20 protein-coding genes are annotated in these 19,367 nt (G+C 69.2%); 9 read left to right on the plus strand and 11 right to left on the minus strand.

Annotation, left to right across the window (positions count from 1 at the left end; translation table 11 throughout):
* Nucleotides 1-3: 3 nt before the first annotated feature.
* Together G9U51_RS06840 and G9U51_RS06845 are read left to right on the plus strand one after the other, a co-directional pair.
* Nucleotides 4-2,541 carry a DEAD/DEAH box helicase gene (locus G9U51_RS06840; protein ID WP_166195131.1) on the plus strand — a complete coding sequence of 846 codons (2,538 nt, stop codon included), beginning with the start codon at nt 4-6 and terminating at the stop codon, nt 2,539-2,541.
* 9 nt (nt 2,542-2,550) lie between these two features.
* Complete coding sequence (locus G9U51_RS06845; protein ID WP_166195135.1) at nt 2,551-3,183, plus strand: hypothetical protein; 633 nt, start codon at nt 2,551-2,553, stop codon at nt 3,181-3,183.
* Between the two features lie 229 nt (nt 3,184-3,412).
* Here the strand turns inward: G9U51_RS06845 and G9U51_RS06850 are convergent, their stop codons facing one another.
* The 9 genes from G9U51_RS06850 to G9U51_RS06890 form a co-directional block, all read right to left on the minus strand.
* On the minus strand, nt 3,413-3,673 hold the full coding sequence (locus G9U51_RS06850) for a hypothetical protein (RefSeq protein ID WP_207948111.1): 261 nt from the start codon (nt 3,671-3,673) through the stop codon (nt 3,413-3,415).
* A 29-nt stretch (nt 3,674-3,702) separates the two neighbouring features.
* Nucleotides 3,703-4,479 carry a phosphate ABC transporter ATP-binding protein PstB gene (pstB, locus tag G9U51_RS06855; protein WP_166195139.1) on the minus strand — a complete coding sequence of 259 codons (777 nt, stop codon included), beginning with the start codon at nt 4,477-4,479 and terminating at the stop codon, nt 3,703-3,705.
* A 31-nt stretch (nt 4,480-4,510) separates the two neighbouring features.
* Nucleotides 4,511-5,449, minus strand: a complete 939-nt coding sequence (pstA, locus tag G9U51_RS06860; RefSeq protein ID WP_166195142.1) for a phosphate ABC transporter permease PstA — start codon at nt 5,447-5,449, stop codon at nt 4,511-4,513.
* Nucleotides 5,446-6,450 (minus strand): phosphate ABC transporter permease subunit PstC, encoded by a 1,005-nt coding sequence (gene pstC / locus G9U51_RS06865; RefSeq protein WP_166195145.1) that lies wholly within the window; start codon nt 6,448-6,450, stop codon nt 5,446-5,448. Before pstC ends, pstA begins: the two co-directional genes overlap by 4 nt.
* 100 nt (nt 6,451-6,550) lie before the next feature.
* Complete coding sequence (gene pstS, locus G9U51_RS06870) at nt 6,551-7,693, minus strand: phosphate ABC transporter substrate-binding protein PstS (RefSeq protein WP_166195148.1); 1,143 nt, start codon at nt 7,691-7,693, stop codon at nt 6,551-6,553.
* Between the two features lie 176 nt (nt 7,694-7,869).
* Nucleotides 7,870-8,826: an NUDIX hydrolase gene (locus G9U51_RS06875; RefSeq protein ID WP_166195151.1), complete on the minus strand. Its 957-nt coding sequence runs from the start codon at nt 8,824-8,826 to the stop codon at nt 7,870-7,872.
* On the minus strand, nt 8,823-11,111 hold the full coding sequence (locus tag G9U51_RS06880; RefSeq protein ID WP_166195154.1) for an RNA degradosome polyphosphate kinase: 2,289 nt from the start codon (nt 11,109-11,111) through the stop codon (nt 8,823-8,825). The genes G9U51_RS06875 and G9U51_RS06880 overlap by 4 nt, the downstream gene beginning before the upstream one ends.
* A 4-nt stretch (nt 11,112-11,115) precedes the next feature.
* A complete protein-coding gene (gene mshD, locus G9U51_RS06885; RefSeq protein WP_166195163.1) occupies nt 11,116-12,000 on the minus strand; it encodes a mycothiol synthase in 885 nt (294 codons plus the stop codon).
* Nucleotides 12,001-12,022: 22 nt separating this feature from the next.
* Entirely contained in the window at nt 12,023-12,757 is a 735-nt protein-coding gene (locus G9U51_RS06890; protein ID WP_166195166.1) for a winged helix-turn-helix transcriptional regulator, read from the minus strand.
* A 74-nt stretch (nt 12,758-12,831) separates the two neighbouring features.
* On the opposite strand from G9U51_RS06890, the gene G9U51_RS06895 reads away from it, so the two are divergent.
* Nucleotides 12,832-13,071 carry a MoaD/ThiS family protein gene (locus tag G9U51_RS06895; RefSeq protein ID WP_166195169.1) on the plus strand — a complete coding sequence of 80 codons (240 nt, stop codon included), beginning with the start codon at nt 12,832-12,834 and terminating at the stop codon, nt 13,069-13,071.
* 16 nt (nt 13,072-13,087) lie between these two features.
* Entirely contained in the window at nt 13,088-13,867 is a 780-nt protein-coding gene (locus G9U51_RS06900) for a hypothetical protein (RefSeq protein ID WP_166195172.1), read from the plus strand.
* Between the two features lie 10 nt (nt 13,868-13,877).
* Here G9U51_RS06900 and G9U51_RS06905 read toward each other — a convergent pair whose 3' ends face one another.
* A complete protein-coding gene (locus G9U51_RS06905; protein ID WP_166195175.1) occupies nt 13,878-14,393 on the minus strand; it encodes an FABP family protein in 516 nt (171 codons plus the stop codon).
* Nucleotides 14,394-14,420: 27 nt separating this feature from the next.
* Nucleotides 14,421-15,530 (minus strand): LCP family protein, encoded by a 1,110-nt coding sequence (locus G9U51_RS06910; RefSeq protein ID WP_166195184.1) that lies wholly within the window; start codon nt 15,528-15,530, stop codon nt 14,421-14,423.
* An 86-nt stretch (nt 15,531-15,616) separates the two neighbouring features.
* Here G9U51_RS06910 and ygfZ point away from each other — a divergent pair, with 86 nt between their 5' ends.
* The 5 genes from ygfZ (at nt 15,617) to dtd (ending at nt 19,359) form a co-directional block, all read left to right on the plus strand.
* Nucleotides 15,617-16,651: a CAF17-like 4Fe-4S cluster assembly/insertion protein YgfZ gene (gene ygfZ / locus G9U51_RS06915; RefSeq protein ID WP_166195679.1), complete on the plus strand. Its 1,035-nt coding sequence runs from the start codon at nt 15,617-15,619 to the stop codon at nt 16,649-16,651.
* 175 nt (nt 16,652-16,826) lie between these two features.
* Nucleotides 16,827-17,171: a helix-turn-helix domain-containing protein gene (locus G9U51_RS06920; protein ID WP_166195187.1), complete on the plus strand. Its 345-nt coding sequence runs from the start codon at nt 16,827-16,829 to the stop codon at nt 17,169-17,171.
* Between the two features lie 23 nt (nt 17,172-17,194).
* Nucleotides 17,195-17,896 carry a hypothetical protein gene (locus tag G9U51_RS17060; protein ID WP_174878649.1) on the plus strand — a complete coding sequence of 234 codons (702 nt, stop codon included), beginning with the start codon at nt 17,195-17,197 and terminating at the stop codon, nt 17,894-17,896.
* A gap of 69 nt (nt 17,897-17,965) precedes the next feature.
* Nucleotides 17,966-18,934, plus strand: a complete 969-nt coding sequence (locus G9U51_RS06930) for an asparaginase (RefSeq protein WP_166195190.1) — start codon at nt 17,966-17,968, stop codon at nt 18,932-18,934.
* The gene (gene dtd, locus G9U51_RS06935) at nt 18,934-19,359 is read left to right on the plus strand and encodes a D-aminoacyl-tRNA deacylase (RefSeq protein WP_166195192.1); all 426 of its coding nucleotides are present in this window, start codon (nt 18,934-18,936) and stop codon (nt 19,357-19,359) included. Before G9U51_RS06930 ends, dtd begins: the two co-directional genes overlap by 1 nt.
* Nucleotides 19,360-19,367: the final 8 nt, after the last annotated feature.

Raw genomic sequence — 19,367 nt, forward strand, 5'->3', positions numbered from 1 at the left:
GTCATGGACCTGATCTCTCGCCTGCCGGACGGCGCCGACCCCGACGAGGTGTATGCCGCGTTCGGCGCCTGGGCGACCGAGCGGGGGCTGACGCTCTACCCGCATCAGGACGACGCGATCCTCGAGCTGCTCGGCGGGTCCAACGTCATCCTCGCGACGCCGACCGGGTCGGGGAAGTCGCTCGTCGCGGCCGCCGCGCATTTCATCGCGATGGCCGAGGACCGGGTGAGCTTCTACACCGCGCCGATCAAGGCGCTGGTCAGCGAGAAGTTTTTCGACCTGTGCCAGATCTTCGGCGCGGAGAACGTCGGCATGCTCACCGGCGATGCGTCGGTCAACCCGGACGCGCCCGTGATCTGTTGCACCGCAGAGATTCTCGCCAATATCGCGCTGCGCGAGGGCGTGACCGCCGACATCGGCATGGTCATCATGGACGAGTTCCACTTCTACTCCGAGCCGGAGCGCGGCTGGGCCTGGCAGGTGCCGCTGCTCGAGCTGCCGCAAGCGCAATTCCTGCTCATGTCGGCCACGCTCGGTGAGGTGTCCTTCTTCGAGGAGGACCTGACCCGGCGCACCGGCCGCCCGACGGCGACGATCGCGGGGGCGGAGCGCCCGGTGCCGCTGAGCTTCAGCTGGGCGATGACCCCGCTGCACGAGACCCTCGAAGAACTGCTCACGACCCATCAAGCGCCGGTCTACGTCGTGCATTTCACCCAGGCCGCCGCCCTGGAGCGGGCGCAGGCGCTGCTCAGCCTCAAGGTCATCGATGCCGCCGAGCGCGAACAGATCGCCGAGCTGATCAAGGACTTCCGCTTCTCCGCCGGATTCGGCAAGACGCTGAATCGCCTTGTGCGACATGGGATTGGCGTCCACCACGCCGGGATGCTGCCCAAATACCGCCGGCTCGTGGAGACGCTCGCGCAGCGCGGCCTGCTCAAGGTCATCTGCGGCACCGACACCCTCGGCGTCGGCATCAATGTGCCGATCCGCACCGTCGTGCTCACCTCACTCACCAAATTCGACGGCACCCGGCAGCGGTTGCTCAAGGCCCGCGAGTTCCATCAGATCGCCGGGCGAGCGGGTCGGGCCGGGTTCGACACCTCCGGGTCGGTCGTCGTGCAGGCCCCCGACCACGTGATCGACAACGCCCGGGCGCTCGCCAAGGCCGGCGACGACCCCAAGAAGCAGCGCAAGGTCCAGCGCAAGAAGCCGCCCGAGGGATTCGTCAACTACACCGAGGAAACCTTCGAGCGGCTGGTCGCAGCCGAGCCCGAGCCGCTCCAGTCACGTATGCGGGTCACCCACTCGATGATGCTCAATGTCATTGCGCGAGAAGGAGATCCGTATGCCGCGATGGCTCGCCTCGTGCGCGAAAATCACGAGGACGAGCGTCGCCAGCGACGCCTCGCCCGCAATGCGATCACCCTCTATCGCGAATTGCTGACCGCCGGGGTGGTGCGCCGTCTCGACCAGCCCGGGCCGGACGGCCGCGGGGTCGAACTCACCGCCGACCTGCAGGCCAACTTCGCCCTCAACCAGCCGCTCGCACCCTTCGCGCTCGCGGTCATCGAGATGCTCGACCCCGACCAACCCACCCATGCTCTCGACGTCGTCTCGGTGATCGAGGCGATCCTCGAAGACCCCCGGCCGATCCTGTGGGCCCAGCAGCGCAAGGCGCGCGGCGAGGCGATCGCCGAGATGAAGGCCGACGGCATCGAATACGACGAGCGGATGGAGCTGCTGGAAGACGTCACCTGGCCGCAGCCGCTGCGCGACGAACTCGAGACAGCCTTCGTCACCTATCGCAGCTCGCAGCCATGGGTGCCCGAACACGCGCTCTCGCCCAAGTCCGTGGTGCGTGAGATGTATGAAAACGCTTGGAGCTTCAGCGAACTCGTGCGTCACTACGAGCTGGCGCGCTCCGAGGGGATCGTGCTGCGCTATCTCACCGACGCCTACCGCACGCTGCGGCAGACGGTGCCCGACCAGGCCAAGAACGACGAACTGCGCGACCTCATCGAATGGCTGGGCGAGGTGATCCGGCAGACCGACTCCAGCCTGCTCGACGAATGGGAGGCCCTCACCGACCCCTCCCGGCACACCGACGAGGACGCCGTGCCTCCCACCCCGCGGGCGGTCACCCGCAACGAACGGGCCTTCACCGTGCAGATCCGCAATGCGATGTTCCGGCGCGTGCAACTCGCCGCGCGTCGCGACATCCCCGGTCTGGCCGCGCTGGACCGCGCTGCGGCGCAGGCCACCGACCCACCCACCGAGATCGTCATGGACGAAGCCGCCTGGGCCGACGACCTCGACCACTACTTCGCCGACCACGACGAACTGGGCGCGGGCGCGGAGGCGAGGGGGCCGGCATACCTGCGGATCACCAAGAACGACACCGAATGGGAGGTGCGGCAGGTGATCGATGACCCGGATGGCGATCACGACTGGGGGATCGACGCGCAGGTGCCGCTCGCGGCCAGCGACGCCGCCGGGGAGGCCGTCGTGGTGGTGCTCGGCCTCAACCGGATGGACGCATAGGCTGAGTAAATGACCGAGGACCGTCGACCGCGCCGACCCGCGCCGTTCACACCGCGGCAGCTCGACTCCTTCGAGAGCCGGCTGGACCCCGCGCAGGTGAGTGAGGTGGCGCACGAGACCGCCGCTGTCCTGGTGCGCACCGGACGCGCGGCTCACGATCCCGAGCTCACCCGCCGGCTGGTCAATCTCGTCGACGAACTCGGTATGTCGACCATCGCGGAACTCTGGTCCTCGCTCCCGGCGGTCAGCCTGCCCGGGGCGCTCTGGCGGCTGTATGTCTTGCGCGAATGGGTGCGCCGCGACCCGGCGGGTGCGGTGGCGGACTACCAGAGCGGCCGGCCCTATCTCGACGTGTCGCACGCAGTGGCCGGTGCCGCCGATCCCCCGAGTCCGGAGGGGTTGCGGGATATGGGGGATGCGATCCTGACCGGTGCCTTCGAGGGCGACTTCGCGGTGGCGCTTGAGCGAGCGGCGGCCTTCTGCGACGTCATCTCGGTGGGCCGGGCGCACCGCGCGGACGCCAGCGACGGGCACGCCGATCAGACCGCGAGCGCCCAGACCTTCAGCGCCGCGGCCCTGGCCACGACGGCGAGCGATCTGCGGCGGTGCGCGTCCAGCTGGCGCGCCAACACCCTGGTCTGAAACCTCGCAACTGGCACCGGGGGCGGATACCTGGCACCGCACACCGTGCCAGACATGCATCAGCGCACCAGAGGTGTCGCTGGTGCGCCAGAGGTGAGGTGTGTGCGCCGGACCGGGAGCGCCTCACGGCGCGTGGCCGCTCGTAGCGGCTTATTGTTGGGACCCGGGGCTGCCGCGGTCCGGCGCACGGTCAGCCTAACGGCGCGGGGCGGGCGAATGTTCCAGGTTGCTACTTCGGCCGACCGGTGGCGAGTGTCACATCGTGGCCCTTCGTGCAGGCGCCCTCATGTGCCTGCGCGTCATCGCGGGCCTTGTCACGCGAACGCCGGCCCGGGCCGCGCCACGCGCAACTCTCGCAATAGCCGAACGTGAAGTTGCCCTCGTCCTTGGTGAGGTGCGCCGGCTTGACGTCGACGACCAGCTTCTTGGTGCCCTTGATGCCCTTGACCCGCAATAGGGTTGGCCGGCGTTTGGGGGAGTCCTTGCCCACGCCACGACGGTACTACCCGGAAGGGTGAATCAGCCAAAGCGCCCGGAGATGTAGTCCTCCGTCGCCCGCTCGCTGGGGTTGTTGAAGATCTTCTGGGTGTCGTCCATCTCGATCAGGTGGCCGGGCTTGCCGGTCTCCTTGAGGTTGAAGAACGCCGTCTTGTCCGACACCCGCGCCGCCTGCTGCATGTTGTGCGTCACGATGACGACGGTGTAGTCGTCCTTGAGTTCCTCGATCAGGTCCTCGACCTTGCCGGTGGAGATCGGGTCGAGCGCCGAGCACGGCTCGTCCATCAGCAACACCTGCGGTTCGACGGCGATCGCGCGAGCGATGCACAACCGCTGCTGCTGACCGCCGGACAACCCAGCACCCGGCTTGTTCAACCGGTCCTTGACCTCGTCCCACAGGTTCGCGCCGCGCAGCGACTTCTCCGCCTTCTCCGCGAGCACCTTCTTGTCCTTGACCCCGTTGAGGCGCAGGCCGGCCGTCACGTTGTCGGCGATCGACATGGTCGGGAAGGGGTTGGGTCGCTGGAAGACCATGCCGACCGTGCGACGCACCGCCACCGGGTCGACATTCGCGCCGTAGAGATCCTCGTCGTCCAGCAGCACCTTGCCCTCGACCCGGCCGCCCGGGGTGACCTCGTGCATCCGGTTGAGGGTCTTCAGGAAGGTCGACTTGCCGCATCCGGACGGTCCGATGAAGGCGGTCACCGACCGCGGCTCGATCGTCATCGAGACGCCCTCGACGGCGAGGAAGGAGCCGTAGTAGACGTGCAGGTCCTGGACGTCGATGCGCTTGCCCATGCTGATGATTGTCCTTGCTCGAAGTGCGGGGTTAGTTCTTGACCTTGGTGAACCGGCCGACCAGACGGCCGAGCAGGTTGATCGCCAGCACGATCAGGATCAGCGTGCACGCCGCGCCCCATACGCGGTCCGCGCTGATCTTGTCCGCCGACATGAACTGCACGTTCGCGTTGATGAGGGTCGGCAGGGCCGCCATACCGTTGCCGGAGAAGAGGTTCTGCTGCAGGAACGGCGTGTAGTTCGCGAGCAGCAGCAGTGGAGCGGTCTCGCCCGCGACGCGGGCGAAACCGAGCAGCACGCCGGTGAGAATGCCGGAGAAGGAGGTCGGCAGGACGACCTTGACGATCGTCTTCCACTTGGGCACACCGAGGGCGTATGACGCGTCGCGCAGCTCGTTCGGGACGAGCTTGAGCATCTCCTCGGTGGAGCGAGTGACCACCGGGATCATCAGCAACGCGAGGGCGAGGGAACATGCCACCGGCATCAACCGCCAGCCGAAGGTGGTCACCCACACCGCGTAGATGAACAGCGCGGCGACGATGGAGGGCACACCGGACAGGATGTCGACCATGAAGCTGATCGCGCGGGCCAGCTTGCCGCGGCCGTACTCCACCAGGTAGATCGCGGTGAAGACCGCGAGCGGCACCGCGATGATCGAGGTGGCGATCGACATCAGCAGGGTGCCGACGATCGCGTGCCGCGCGCCGCGGATCATCTTGTCGAAGCCGGCCGCGCCGACGCCGGACTGGTCCTTTTGCCACCAGACGATGTCGAGCATCGTGCTGAAACCCTTGGACAGGACCGTCCACATGATCCAGATCAGCGGGATGAGCGCGACGAGGAAGGCACCCCACATGACGATCGTCGCCAGGGTGTTGCGCAGTTTGCGGCTGGCCGACTCCGACCGTCCGCGCAACTCGCGACCGGAGCCGCGCAGCGGCCGCTCGGCCGCGGAGACTTCGGTGCTCATTCGGTGAAGGCCTTCCTACGCTCGATGATGACGCGGGCGATCGCATTGACGATGAAGGTGAGGACGAACAGCACCAGGCCGGCGGCGATATAGGCACCGGTGCTCTTGCCGGGCGTGAGCTCGGCGGCGTCGGCGGCGATCTTGGAGGCGAAGGTCGAGCCGCCATTGAACAGCGACCAGGTCCAGGCGGTGCCCCCGGGCAGGGTCGAGATGATGTAGAGGACGGCGATCGTCTCGCCGAGGGCCCGGCCGAGACCGAGCATGGCGGCGCTGATCACGCCGGGCTTGCCGAAGGGCAGCACCGCGGTGCGGATCATCTCCCATTTGGTGGCACCCAGCGCGGTTGCGGCGTCCTTGTGTGCCGCGGGCGTCTGGGCGAAGACCTCCCGGGAGAGGGCGGTGATGATCGGCAGGATCATGATCGCCAGCACGATGCCGACGAAGAAGATCGTGGCGCCATTGCTGATGCCGGCGACCGGCTTGAAGATCGGCAGCCAGCCCAGGTAGTCCTGCAGGAAGTTCTGCAGCGGCACGATCTTGGGCGCCACGATGATCGATCCCCACAGGCCGTAGACGATCGAGGGCACCGCGGCGAGCAGGTCCACCAGGGCCGCCGCCGGACGGGCCAGCCAGGCCGGGGCGTATTGGGTGAGGAAGAGCGCGATCGCCACCGAGAAGGGCACCGCGATGATCAGGGCGACGAGCGAGGTGGACACGGTCGTCCACAGCAACTCCAGGACACCGAAGCGCATCGGGTCCGAGGTCTGCCAGTCGCGAGAGGTGAGGAAGTTGGCGTTGTTCGAGGTCAGCGCCGGCAGGGCCTGCACCACGAGGAAGGCGCCGATGAGCACGACGATCGCGATAACGCTGAGACCGGCGAAGGTAGCCGTCCCACCAAAGATCCGGTCTCCGAGGCGTCCGGTGGACGCGTTGTCCCCTTCCGGCTTCGAGCCGTCCGGGCCAGGCAGGGAATCACTGGCGGAAACGCCGGTGGATGTCATATCGCCTCTACTGCTTTCGGAAACTACGGGGAAACTACCGCGAAGGGTCGCGGGGTACCACCGGGGGCACCCCGCGACCCATCTCGGGTGTTGCGGTCGATCAGGAGATCGCGTTGACGGCGGTGGCCACCTTCTGCTGGATGGACTGCGGCAGCGGAGCCGAACCGATCTTGGTCAGCGTGCCCTGGAACTCCGGGGAGGCCATGTAGGACAGGAACGCCTTGACGTTCTTGGCCTTGGTCGGGTCGGAGTACTTGCTGCAGACGATCTCGTAGGTGACCAGGATCAGCGGGTAGGCACCCTGCGCCTTGGTCTTGTAGTCCAGCTTCAGCGCCAGGTCGTTGCCGGTGCCGCTCTGGGTGGCGGCCTCGACGGCCTTGCCGACCGAGTCGGCGGTCAGGTCGATCCCGTTGAGCTTGGAGACCTTGAGGTTGTTCTGGATCGCGTAGGACCACTCGACATAGCCGATGCCGCCGTCGGTGCCGCTGACGGCCTGCGCGACACCAGCCGACTTCGCCTTGCCCTGGCCGGTCTTACCGGTCCAGGTCTTGGAGTTCTTCTCCGGCCAGTCGGTCGGGTCGGTGGTGTTCATGAACTTGGTGAAGTTGTCGGTCGTGCCCGAGGAGTCGGAGCGGAAGAAGACCGAGATGTTGGTCGCCGGCAGGGTGACGCCGGAGTTCTCCTTGGCGATCGCCGGGTCATTCCACTTGGTGATCTTGCCCGAGAAGATCTTGGCGATGAGCTCGTTGGTGAGGTTGAGCTTGTCAACGCCCTTGACGTTGAAGGCCACCGCGATCGGACCGGTCACCATCGGCAGGTTCCAGGCCTCGGAGCCACAGGCCTGCTTGGCCTTCTCCGGCTCGCCCTTGTCCTTCTTCAGCGCCGAGTCGGAGCCGGCGAAGTCGACCTGCTTGTTGGTGAAGGCGGTGATGCCCGCACCCGAGCCCGTGCCGTTGTAGGAGATCTTGGCGCCGGAGCACTTCTGGCTGTAGCTCGAGCTCGCCTGCTGAATCGCGTTCTGCTGGGCGGTCGAACCCTCGGCCTTGAGGTTGCCGGTGAAGCAGTCGGCGGCCCCGCCGGAACCGCTCCCGGAGCCCGAACCGCTGTCGCTGCCACTGCTGCTGCCGCCGGCGGCAGGGTTGGACGACGAGCTGTCGGAGTTGGTGGAGCTGCCACAGCCGGCGAGGGCGAGGGCAGCGACCAGAGCGACACCGGAGGCGCGGCTGATTCGCGTGATCTTCAAGGGAGAATCCTCTTCGAGAGCAGGTCAGGGACGAGCGGGTTGACCCGTCGCTGGCGAAGGTAGGCACGGACCGTGACGGCCCGGGTGTCGCTCGGTGAACTCCGGGTGAACGAGTCCGGTCAAGTTGCCGAGCGATCCCCGTCAGGCTCGCGGAATCCCGCGGTTTGTGGCATAGGTCACGATCGGGACACAGGTGCGGGCCGGTGCCGTTCGACCGCCACCACCCGCGCGTCCGACCCCAGTCCGGCGACCTGGCAGACCAGCGCCTCGCCCTTGTCGAGGCCCTCGTCGGCGAGCTGGCGCAGGGTGTCACACCGGCCGGGGCTGGCTGCGTGCTCGGCGAGGACCGCCAGCATCGAGGGCAACAAGGGCCGATGAGTGCACAGCGCGATCGGAGCGCCCGTGCCGAGGGCCCGGACGGTATGCCGGATCGCCTTGTCCGGGTGCCGCTCGAAGGTCTCCTCGGTGAGCCCGTTCTTCCACCGTATGCCGACCTCGGCGGCCTCGGCATACGGCTCGATCGTCTGCGCGCACCGGCGGGACGGAGAGGAGACGAGCTCGCGGACGTCATACGCACGCAGCAGCGGGATCAGCCGACGGGCCCGGCGGTGACCGGCGAGGGTCAGCGGACGCTCGGTGTCCGGCCCGCGCCAGCGGCCACGGGAGTAGGCCTCGGCGTGCCGCACCACGATGAGCGGCCACGAGCGCAGGTGAGCCTGCTCATGGGCTGCCTCGAGCGCCTGCAACTGCAGGACGTCTCGGTGATAGCTGAGCCGGGCGCGCGCTCGGGCCGGGGACAGCCAGGCCACTTCGTCGATCTCGTGCTCCAGCTGGCCGTCGCCACCGGTCACCTCCGCCGCCCAGTAGCGCACCTCCTTGAGGTCGCCGCTGCGCAATGAGTTGACCGAGCGGGGCAATGGGATGCCCAGGCGGGGACGCAGCCCGGTCTCTTCCTGCACTTCCCGGACGGCTGCGGTGACCCAGTCCTCTCCGGGGTCGAGCTTGCCCTTGGGCCACGACCAGTCGTCGTATTTGCCGCGGTGCACGAGCAGTACCTGCAGCTCGCCGCGGCGGCGCCGCCACAACAGCGCACCCGCAGCCTGCACGGTGCGGGGCTCGCGCCCGGAGGTCACCGGCGGCGGGCCTTGCGGCGGCGCTGGGCGTAGGCCTCGATCAGATCGGCCTGCAGGTCGTGTAGCGGCTGGCCGTCGGGACCGCGGTGGGTGCGCTGCCAGTGTCCGTCGCCGCGCAGGTGCCATGAGGCGACCTCCGCCGACATCGCCGCCCCGATCAGGTCGGCGAGCGCCTTGACGTGGTGGGGGTCGACGACTTGGACGAGCGCTTCGACCCGGCGGTCGAGGTTGCGGTGCATCATGTCCGCGCTGCCGATGTAGACCACATCGGGCTGGCCCTCGATCGCGAACCGGAAGATCCGGGAGTGCTCAAGGAAGCGGCCGAGGATCGAGCGCACCCGGATGTTGTCCGAGAGACCTTCGACGCCGGGGCGCAGCGCACAGATGCCACGCACCCAGATGTCGACCTGCACGCCCGCCTGCGACGCGGCATAGCAGGCGTCGATGATCTGCTCGTCGACGAGCGAGTTCACCTTGATCTGCACCACCGCCTGCTTGCCCTCACCGGCGGCGGTGATGCACTGCTGGATGTGGTTGATCAGGCCGGTGCGGACCGACCGGGGAGCCACGAGCAACCGCTTGAAGCGGGCCCGGGGCGCCATACCGGACAGCTGGTTGAACAGGCGGGTGAGGTCCTCGCCGACCACCGGGTCGGTGGTGAGCAGACCGAGGTCTTCGTAGAGCCGGGCGGTCTTGGGGTTGTAGTTGCCGGTGCCGACATGGCAGTACCGCCGGATCGTGTCGCCCTCCTGGCGGACCACCAGGCACAGCTTGGCGTGGGTCTTCAGGCCGACCAGGCCGTAGACCACGTGCACCCCCGAGCGCTCCAGCTTGCGCGCCCAGGTGATGTTGTTCTCCTCATCGAAGCGGGCCTTGATCTCCACCACGGCGAGCACCTGCTTGCCCGCATCGGCCGCCTCGATCAGCGCGTCGATGATCGGGCTGTCACCGGAGGTGCGGTAGAGCGTCTGCTTGATCGCCAGCACCTGCGGGTCGGCCGCGGCCTGCTCGATGAAGGCCTGCACCGAGGTCGAGAACGAGTCGTACGGGTGGTGCAGCAGCACGTCGTGACCGCGCATCTCGGCCAGGATGTCGGCCGGCTGCGACCGCTCGACCGGGGCGAGCGCCGGGTGGGTCTTGGCCACGAAGGGAGGCCACCGCACCTCGGTGCGGTCGAGATCGGCCACCAGGTTGAGCGCCCGCAGGTCCAGCGGCTCGGGCAACCGGTAGACCTCGGCGTTGTGCACACCCAGCTCGCGCACGAGCAGGTCGAGCGCGTGGTCGTCCATGTCGTCGGCGACCTCGAGGCGCACCGGCGGCCCGAAGCGGCGCCGGGTCAGCTCGCGTTCGAGCGCGGTGAGCAGGTTCTCCGCGTCGTCCTCCTCGACCTCGAGGTCCTCGTTGCGGGTGACCCGGAAGGTGTAGTGCTCGCGCACCTCCATGCCGGGGAAGAGCACCGAGAGGTTTTCGGCGATGACGTCCTCGATGGCGACGAAGCGGTCGTCATACAGCGCGTCCTCGTCCTCGTCGCTCTCCCGCGGCAACTCGATCAGCCGCGGCAGCAGCGGCGGCACCTTGACCCGGGCGAAATGCTCCCGCTCGGTCTTGGGGTTGATGAGCATGACCGCCAGGTTGAGCGACAGCCCGGAGATATAGGGGAAGGGGTGTGCCGGGTCGACCGCGAGCGGGGTCAGCACCGGGTAGATCCGGGTGAGGAAGAAGTCGTCGACATGCGCGCGCTCGGCGGCGGTGAGCTGGTCCATCCGCAGCAGCCGGATGCCCTCGTCCTCGAGTTCGCCCCGCAGCACATCCTGGAAGACCGCAGCGTGCTGGTCCATCAGTTTGTGGGCGGCCCGGGAGATCTCATCGAGCACCTCGCGCGGCTCCAGGCCCGAGGCGGAGCGCACCGCGATGCCCGCGGCGATCCGGCGCTTCAGGCCCGCGACGCGCACCATGAAGAATTCGTCGAGATTGCCCGAGAAGATCGCCAGATAGCGGGCGCGCTCCAGCAGCGGCACCTCGGGATCGGTGGCGAGCTCCAGCACGCGCTCGTTGAACTGCAGCCAGGAGACCTCGCGGTCCAGAAAGCGGTCCTCGGGGAGGAAGACGTCCGAGGGCGACTCGGTCGGCTCGGTCCGCTGCGGAACGCGGATGAACCGGCCGTTGGCACCGCGGGCGCGTTCGGCCCGCCGTGACATGCGCGCGAGGGCGACATCGCTCGCAGTGGGGGCCGGCTGGTCTTCCGGGGTCGGGGCGGTCTCGTCGGTGCGCGCCTGCTCGGACATGGCTCTATGGTGTCAGGCTCGAGCCGGCGGCATACATGACATGGCGCTCACGCTCGGTGAACCCCTCGCGCCGGTAGGTCGCCAACGCGGGCGCGTTGTCGCCTTCGACGTAGAGCTCGATCTCGCGCACCCCGCGATCGCGCAGGTGCGCGAGCCCGATCCGGGTGACGAACCGCCCGAGTCCTCTGCCCTGGTATGCCGGGTCGACCGCCACGACGTAGACCTCGCCGACCCCGCTGCCCGGGTCGGCCACCTTGGTCCAATGGCTCGCCGCGAGCGCCCCGGTGGCGTCGTCGCGCACGAGCAGCAGACCGGCCGGGTCGAACCACGGCTGGGCGATTCGCTGGTCCAGGTCGGCGCGGGTCAGCCGGCCCTGCTCCGGGTGGTGGGCGAAGGCGCGGGCGTTCACCGCGAGCCAGTCGTCGGCGTCCGCTTCGGTGAACGGACGCACCGAAAACCCTTCGGGCGCAACGGGATCCTCGATCGCAGGCACATCCCGCCGCGAGAGCACCAGCAGCGTGCGCACCGGCTGCAGCCCCGCCTTGGCGGCCAGCGCCCGAGCCGGTGGCAGGTCGCCGTGTGCCCAGCACCTCACCTCCGGCGCGGCCTCGCGCACCTCGCCCAGGAACTGCTCACCGAGGCCGGCGCGCCGCTCGTCCGGGTGCACCACGAGCTCGGCCCAGGCGCTCCCGTCGTCCTCGACGCGCAGGTGGGCGTAGGCCGCCATACCGCCGCGGGACCGCGGGGTCAGCCAGTGCGTGTCGTGCGGGTCGTCACCGGCCAGGGCGAGCAGGGTCGCTTCGGACAGGGGCGCGACCCCGTCGGCGTCTGCGGCGGTGGTGGCGAGCTCGCGGATCGCGGCGGCATCCTGCGGGGTGAGGGTCGGCATACGCCCGATTGTTGCGGACGGGTCATTCACTGGCGCTGGGCGCGGGCTCCTCGCCGGCTTCCTCGCGCAGCTGACGCAGTTCGTGCGGGCCGATGAAGCGGTAGCCGACATTGCGGACGGTGCCGATCAGCGACTCGTTGTCCGGCCCGAGTTTCGCGCGCAACCGGCGCACGTGGACGTCCACCGTGCGGGTGCCGCCGAAGTAGTCGTATCCCCACACCTCCTGCAGCAGCTGGGCGCGGGTGAGGACCCGGCCGTGATGCTGGGCGAGATGCTTGAGCAGCTCGAACTCCTTGTAGGTCAGGTCGAGCAGCCGCCCGCCGATGCGCGCGGTGTAGGCGTGTTCGTCGATGACGAGGTCGCCGACCACGGTCTTGGAGGCATCGGCGTCGTCCTCGTCGACCACGTCGATCCGGCTCATCGCGAGGCGCAGCCGGGCTTCGACCTCGGCCGGGCCGGCGGTCTCGAGCAGCACGTCGTCGAGTTGCCACTCCGCGGTGAGCGCCGCCAGGCCGCCCTCGGTGAAGATGGCGAGCAGCGGCACCGACATACCGGACGCGCGCAGCAGGCGGGACAGGCTGCGGGCACCCGCCAGGTCCCGGCGGGCGTCGAGCAAAATGGCGTCGGTCTCCGGCGGGTCGACCAGCGCGTCGAACTCCGGGGGCAGCACCTTGACCCGGTGACCGAGCAGCGCGAGCGCAGGCAGCACCTCGACGCTCGCACCGCGAGCACCGGTGAGCAGCAGCAGCCGAGCCATGACAGAGCAGGATACGGTCGCCGGTAGGTGACAGGTAGGTGTTCTGCACTACCTGAGACGCCGACGAGGAGAGGATGGCGATGCCGATCGTGCGTTATTGGGCCGGTGCGCAGGAGGCCGCCGGCGTCGCCGAGGAAGAAGTCGACGCGGGCACGGTGGCGCAGGCCACCGCCGCGGTGGCCCAGGCCCACCCGGCCCTCGAGCCCATCTTGCGGCGGAGTGCGCTGCTGCTCGACGGCCGCCGGGTGCACGGCGAGGAGGCCCTGCCCTCGGGCGGCGTGCTGGAGGTGCTCCCGCCCTTCGCGGGTGGGTAGTGCAAGGATGAGGCCCGTGCGACATGGGCCCGACGACGACCCCTCACGGCGTCAGTTCTCGGCGTTGTCGCTGGTCGCCACGCTGGTATCCGCCGGCCTGATCGCCCTCGGGACGTATGCCGAGGACCTCACCCTCACGCTCGCCCTGGTGGTCTGCGGTGCCGCGCTGGCCTGGGGCTGGCCGGTGCTGACCGACGCACCATCGCCTCGCGGCAGCTCGTGGGTGCTCACCGTCGGTGTGGCAGCGGTGGGGATCGTCACGATGACCGCCCGCGACCAAGGTGGCCCGCGCTGGCTGGCGTCGGCGCTCGCGATCGGGCTGGCGGTGGCGTTCTTGCACGAATTGCTGCGCCCACCGCCTCGGGCCCGGCTGGTTGCTTCGATCTCCTCGGCGGCGCTCGGCCTGATTGTGCTGGGTGGCGGCAGCTTCTATCTCGAGTCGCTCGTCGACTTCGCCGGGCGCCGGGTGGTGCTCGCCGCGCTGGCCGGCGTCGCCCTCGGTGCCGTGGCCGACGCAGCGCTGCACCGCAGTCGCGGACTGGCCGAATGGGCGCTGCCGATCGGGCTGGTGCTCGGCGGGGCGGCCGGCTTCGGCATCGCCCAGGCGACCGGGGTGCAGTGGAATGTCGTGCTGGTCGCCGCGATGGCCGCCGCCGCGGTCGGGCATGGCGTGCGCTGGCTGCTCGGCTCGCTGCCGGGGGCGGTGGAGGCACCGGCAGCGATCGCGCTCGGTGTCGGCCCCGTGCTGCTCGCCGGGATCGTCCCGTATGCCGCCCTCTGGGTCTTTGTGCGCTGACCGCTCGCCGTCAGGGCGTGATCGTCGGCGGCCCGACCTTCTTCAGCTCGGCCGAGACGTGGCTCTGCAGCGGCTCGCCCATCGCGGCCATGTCCATCGCCCACATCAGGTTGGAGTTGACATAGCCGTACATCCGCGCGCCCGCCGCATAGTCCTTGGCCTGGGGGCTGCGGATCACCCCGTCGGTCCGCAACTCGATCTTGGCCGGTGAGGTGCGCCCGTAATACATCTCGACGATGCCCGTCGGGTGGGTGAGCAGGAACTCCACCTCGTTGTCCGGCAACGGCCGCCAGAAGCCGAGCTCGGTCGCGAGCGGGCGCACCTTGTTGCCCTCGGCGTCGAGCAGCCACGACCGGCTGTGCCACTCCAGGAACGGCCGGCCGTCGTGGAAGCACTCGATCTCCTGGCCGAAGTTGGCCGACTCGATGGTCGGATAGCCGACCACGCCGGCGCCTTCCCAGCGCCCGATCAGCCAGGCGATCGGGGCCAGCTCGCGCGGCATGTCCAGGTCGAGTTCGAACGGCATAAGCGTGCAGTCCTCCTGCGGAGTCGGTCAGTTGACGGTATTGGTCTGGCCCTCGTAGCCGGAGAAGTCGTCGTTGTAGAGGGCCTTGCCGAGTGCGGCGATCGCCGGCTCGTCGGGCAGGTCGACGTCGCCGACACCCGGGATGCTCTTGAACCCGGTGTAGGGCGTTGTGTAGAAGCTCATGTTGGACGTGCGCAGGTTGCGCATCTGGAAGCCGAGGTTGCCGAGGGCCGAGGTGGACCAGCCCTGGTCGACGGTGAAGTTCTTGTCGGCGGTGAGGTCGTCGACGATGTTGACGACATTGACCGGGTTGGCCAGCGTGCCCTTCTTCAGCGTCTTGGCCATCACCGCCTGGATCCAGGCCTGCTGGTTGACCCCGCGGTCGATGTCACCACGAGCCAGCTGGTGCCGCTCGCGGACGAAACCCAAGGCCTGCTTGCCGTTCATGTGCTGCCAGCCGGCCTTCCAGCAACCGAAGTCGCCCTCGCAATAGGGCTGTCGCACATACAGATCCACCCCGCCGACCTGGTCGGTCAGCTTGGCGAAGCCTTGGAAGCCGATGACCGCCGCATTGTCGATGTGGATGCCGAAGAGGTTTTGCAGGGTCTGCACCAGCAGCGGCACCCCGCCATACGCGAAGGCGGCGTTGACCTTGTTCTTGCCGTGGCCGGGGATCGAGACGTAGAGGTCGCGCGGCACGTGGATGACCTGCACGGTCTGCTTGTTCTTGTCGATGTGCACCAGCTGGATGACGTCCGAGCGGGCGTTGTCGTTCATGTTCGTGACATCGCGCGAGTCCGAGCCGAGCAACAAGATGTTCTGCGCGTCGCCGGCCTTCGGGTTGCGGGTGGGATCGCCCGCGGACGACGACGGCAGCAGCGCGGACCGCTGGATCTGCTTGTCGAACTTCAGGTAGAGGAAGGCCGCGAAACCACCGGCGACCAGGGCGGCGATGACGGCCATCGTGAGCAGCGTGAGGCAGCCGACCTTGAGGCAGCCGGGCTTTTGGCGGCCCTCATCGCCCTCGCTGCCGTCAGCCAGGGCCGTGTCGTCGGCATCAGCCGCAGCGGTGTCGGCAGCCTGCTCCTGGGCTCGGCGTTCGGCGCGGCTGGTCGGGATGTCGTCCTCGGGCGGCATACGGGGAGTGTAGGCGGACCGCCTTTGCGGACCGCCCGGCTTGGGGGCGCGGCGGCGAGGCGACGTAGCCTGGAGCGGTGACCGATGTGGTGGCGTCCAGCCTGCTCAGCACTCCCGGCGCGGTCCAAGGCGAGGGCCTGGATGCGGGCGTGGCGATGCACTACGGCGACCCGATGCGCGAGCAGCGACAGTTGCTCGCGGGGGAGGCCCTGGTCGACCTGTCGCACCGCGGCGTCGTGCAGGTCACCGGGCCCGACCGGTTGAGCTGGCTGCACTCGATCACCACCCAGCAACTGACTGGCCTGCCCGCCTGGACCTCGGCGGAGTCGCTGGTGCTCAGCCCGCATGGTCACATCGAGCACGCGCTGCACCTCGTCGACGACGGTGACGACACCACCTGGATCACCGTCGAGCCGACCTCGGCTCCCGCGCTGGTCGCCTGGCTGGACTCGATGCGGTTCATGCTGCGGGTCGAGGTGCGCGATGTCTCCGAGGCGTATGCCGTCCTCGGCGAGCCTCGCGCGGGAGAGACCAGTGACGCTGAGCAGGCTCTGGGCGCGGTCGCGTGGGTGGACCCGTGGCCGGCGCTGGGGGCGGACACCGCGACATACAGCGAGATCGACCTGCACCCGGCGACCGGGCGCGCCTGGCGCGAACTCATCGTGCCGCGCGAGCGGCTCACCGAGGCGGTGACCGGGCGACCGCTGGCGGGCACCTGGGCGGCGGAGGCGGAGCGGATCGCCGCCTGGCGCCCGCGCAACCTGGTCGACACCGACCACCGCACCATCCCGCACGAACTCGACTGGCTGCGCACCGCGGTGCACCTGCACAAGGGCTGCTATCGCGGGCAGGAGACCATCGCCCGCGTGCATAACCTGGGCCGCCCACCGCGGCGGGTGGTGTTCTTGCACCTCGACGGCTCCGGCCACACGCTGCCCCCGCTCGGTGCGCCGGTGAGTGTGCCGGGTGTGGAGCGTCCCGTGGGACGGCTTACCTCGGTGGCCCGCCACCACGAAGACGGCCCGATCGGCCTGGCCGTGGTCAAGCGCAACACTCCGGCCGACGTCGATCTGTCGATCGACGGCATCGCCGCCGCCCAAACGGTGATCGTCACTCCGTAGTCGTGCTCGGCCTGCATGCGGGCGCATCACTTGCATGCGGTCGTGGCACTGGCATGCGCTGATCACCGCATGCGAGTGGGACCAGCGCATGTATGTGGGACCGGTGCATGCATGTGACGAGCCTCACGCTTGCTGGGGCTTGCATCGTGCTAACTGCAGCTAGCACTATGGGGACATGAGCCCGAACCCCGTGACCGACCTCGGCGGCTACCTCAAGGAGCAGCGCGAGCAGGCCGAGCTGTCCTTGCGGCAGCTGGCCGAGCGATCGGGGATCAGCAATCCCTATCTGTCTCAGATCGAGCGGGGGTTGAAGAAGCCGAGCGCGGAGATCCTCCAGGCCCTGGCCAAGGGACTGCGGATCTCGGCCGAACAGCTCTACGTCCGTGCCGGCATCTTGGACGCGACCGTGGACGGCGAGATCGTCCCCGACACCCGTCGGGTGATCAACGCCGACCCACTCCTCACGGCCAAGCAGCGCAAGGTGCTGATCGACCTCTACGACAGCTACATCGAGGACTGACAACCCCAACGAAAGGAGCGGCCATGGCCGCCACGTTCAACCTCAAGAAGAACCTCTCCGACAACAAGCCGTTCTACGCCGTCGTCGGCGCCGCCGACACCGCCGTCACCACCGTGCGGGACCGCTTCGACGAGGCCGTCAGCGACTTCACCGCCCGCGTCGAGACCCTGCGCGCCGAGCTTGCGCCGTCGGCCGTGCAGGCGCGCCTGACCGAGACCGTCCAGGGTGTTCGCGCCCAGGTCAAGGCCGCTCCCTCGGTGGCCAGCAACCGCATCGACGAGGCTGCGGCCGAGGCCGACTCGTCATACAACGAGTTCGTCAAGCGCGGTCGTCAGGTCGTCAAGGGCGCCCGCAAGCAGGCCGAGGGCTACCAGGGCCAGGCCGTGAAGCAGGTCAAGGAGACCCGCTCGACCGCGACCAAGCGGGTGCAGGAGACGCAGGCCACCGCGCTCGCGACCTTCCACGCCAGCCGCAAGGAGGCCGCCAAGGTCGTCTCCGGTGTCGCCGGCCAGGTGCAGGGTGACGCCGCCGAGATCGTGCGCAGCGAGGCTGCCAAGGAGGGCGCCGCCAAGCGTGAGGCCCGCAAGGCGCCGGCCAAGAAGGCGACCGCCAAGAAGACCACCGTCAAGAAGGCTCCGGCGCGCAAGCCGGCCGCGACCAAGGCGACCGCGCGGAAGACCACCCCGCGCAAGACCACCGCGAAGAAGGCCACCACCTCCAACTGAGGCCGGCCACGTGCGAGCCCCGCGGACCCGACGGTCCGCGGGGCTCGCCGCGTTCTACCCTCGATCCTCGTGACCGCATCTTCGCAAGCCCTGTCCGAAGCACCCGTCCTCGCGTATGTCGACCGCGGCGGCTTCGTGGAGTCCGTGCACCGAGCCGTCGCGGTGGTGGTGGACGCCGACGGTGTGGTCCAGCGGGCGTGGGGTGAGGCGACGGCCCCGTGCTTCCCGCGTTCGTCCAACAAGCCGCTGCAGGCGGTGGCGATGCTGCGCTCCGGGCTGCGGCTCGAGGGCCCGCAGCTCGCGCTCGCGGCGGCGTCGCATTCGGGTGAGGGCTTCCACCTCGAGGGCGTCCAGGCGATGCTCGCCGATGCTGGGCTGACCGTCGCCGATCTGCAGAACACCCCCGACCTGCCGTATGACGAGCAGGCTCGCCGGGCGTGGCTCGCCGCCGGCCACGGCCCGGAATCGCTGGCGCAGAACTGCTCCGGCAAGCACGCCGCGATGCTGGCGACCTGCCTCGCGGCCGGCTGGGACCCCGCCACCTATCGCGACCCGCAGCACCCGCTGCAGCGGGCGATGGCCGACACCCTGTCCGAGCTGGCCGGCGAACCGATCGCCGCGACTGCCGTCGACGGCTGCGGCGCGCCGGTGATGGCCCTGTCCCCGGTGGGCCTGGGTCGGGCCTTCGCCCGGTTGGCAACGGCGCCGGCCGGCACGCCCGAGCGCACGGTGCGGGACGCCATACGGGAGCATCCGGAGTTCCTCGGCGGCACCCGCCGCGATGTCACCGCGCTCATCCGCGGCGTCGATGGGCTGATCGCCAAGGACGGCGCCGAAGCGGTGTATGCCGTGGGTCTCGCCGACGGCCGGGGTGTCGTGGTGAAGGTCGCCGACGGCGGTCAGCGCGCTCGCCCGGTGATCCTGGCGGCAGTGCTGCGCGCGATCGGTGTGGACGCCCCGGTGCTCGATCAGTTGCTCGACGCGCCCGTGCTCGGACACGGCGAACCGGTGGGTGCGGTGCGGCCGGTCAATATCTGATGCGCGCTGTCCTGCAACGGGTTTCGAGCGCAAGCGTCACCGTCGACGGTGAGGTGGTCGGGGCGATCGACGGGTCCGGACTGCTCGCCCTCGTCGGCGTGACGCACACCGACGGCCCGGCGCAGGTCGCCACGATGGCCCGCAAAATCAGCGAGCTGCGGCTCCTGCGCGACGAGCGGTCGGTGCTCGACGAGGGCGCGCCGGTGCTGGTCGTCTCGCAGTTCACGCTCTACGGCGCGATCCGCAAGGGGCGACGCCCGTCCTGGACCGACGCCGCGCCCGGTGAAGTCGCCGAGCCGCTGATCGAGTCGCTCGTGAGCGCGCTGCGCGACCTCGGGCTGGCGGTCGCGACCGGGCGGTTCGGGGCGACGATGCAGGTGGCGTCGGTGGGCGACGGTCCGTTCACCGTGATCGTCGACGTTTAGGCTCATGG

It is taken from the genome of Metallococcus carri, assembly GCF_011440275.1.
Taxonomy (GTDB): Bacteria; Actinomycetota; Actinomycetes; order Actinomycetales; family Dermatophilaceae; genus Metallococcus; species Metallococcus carri.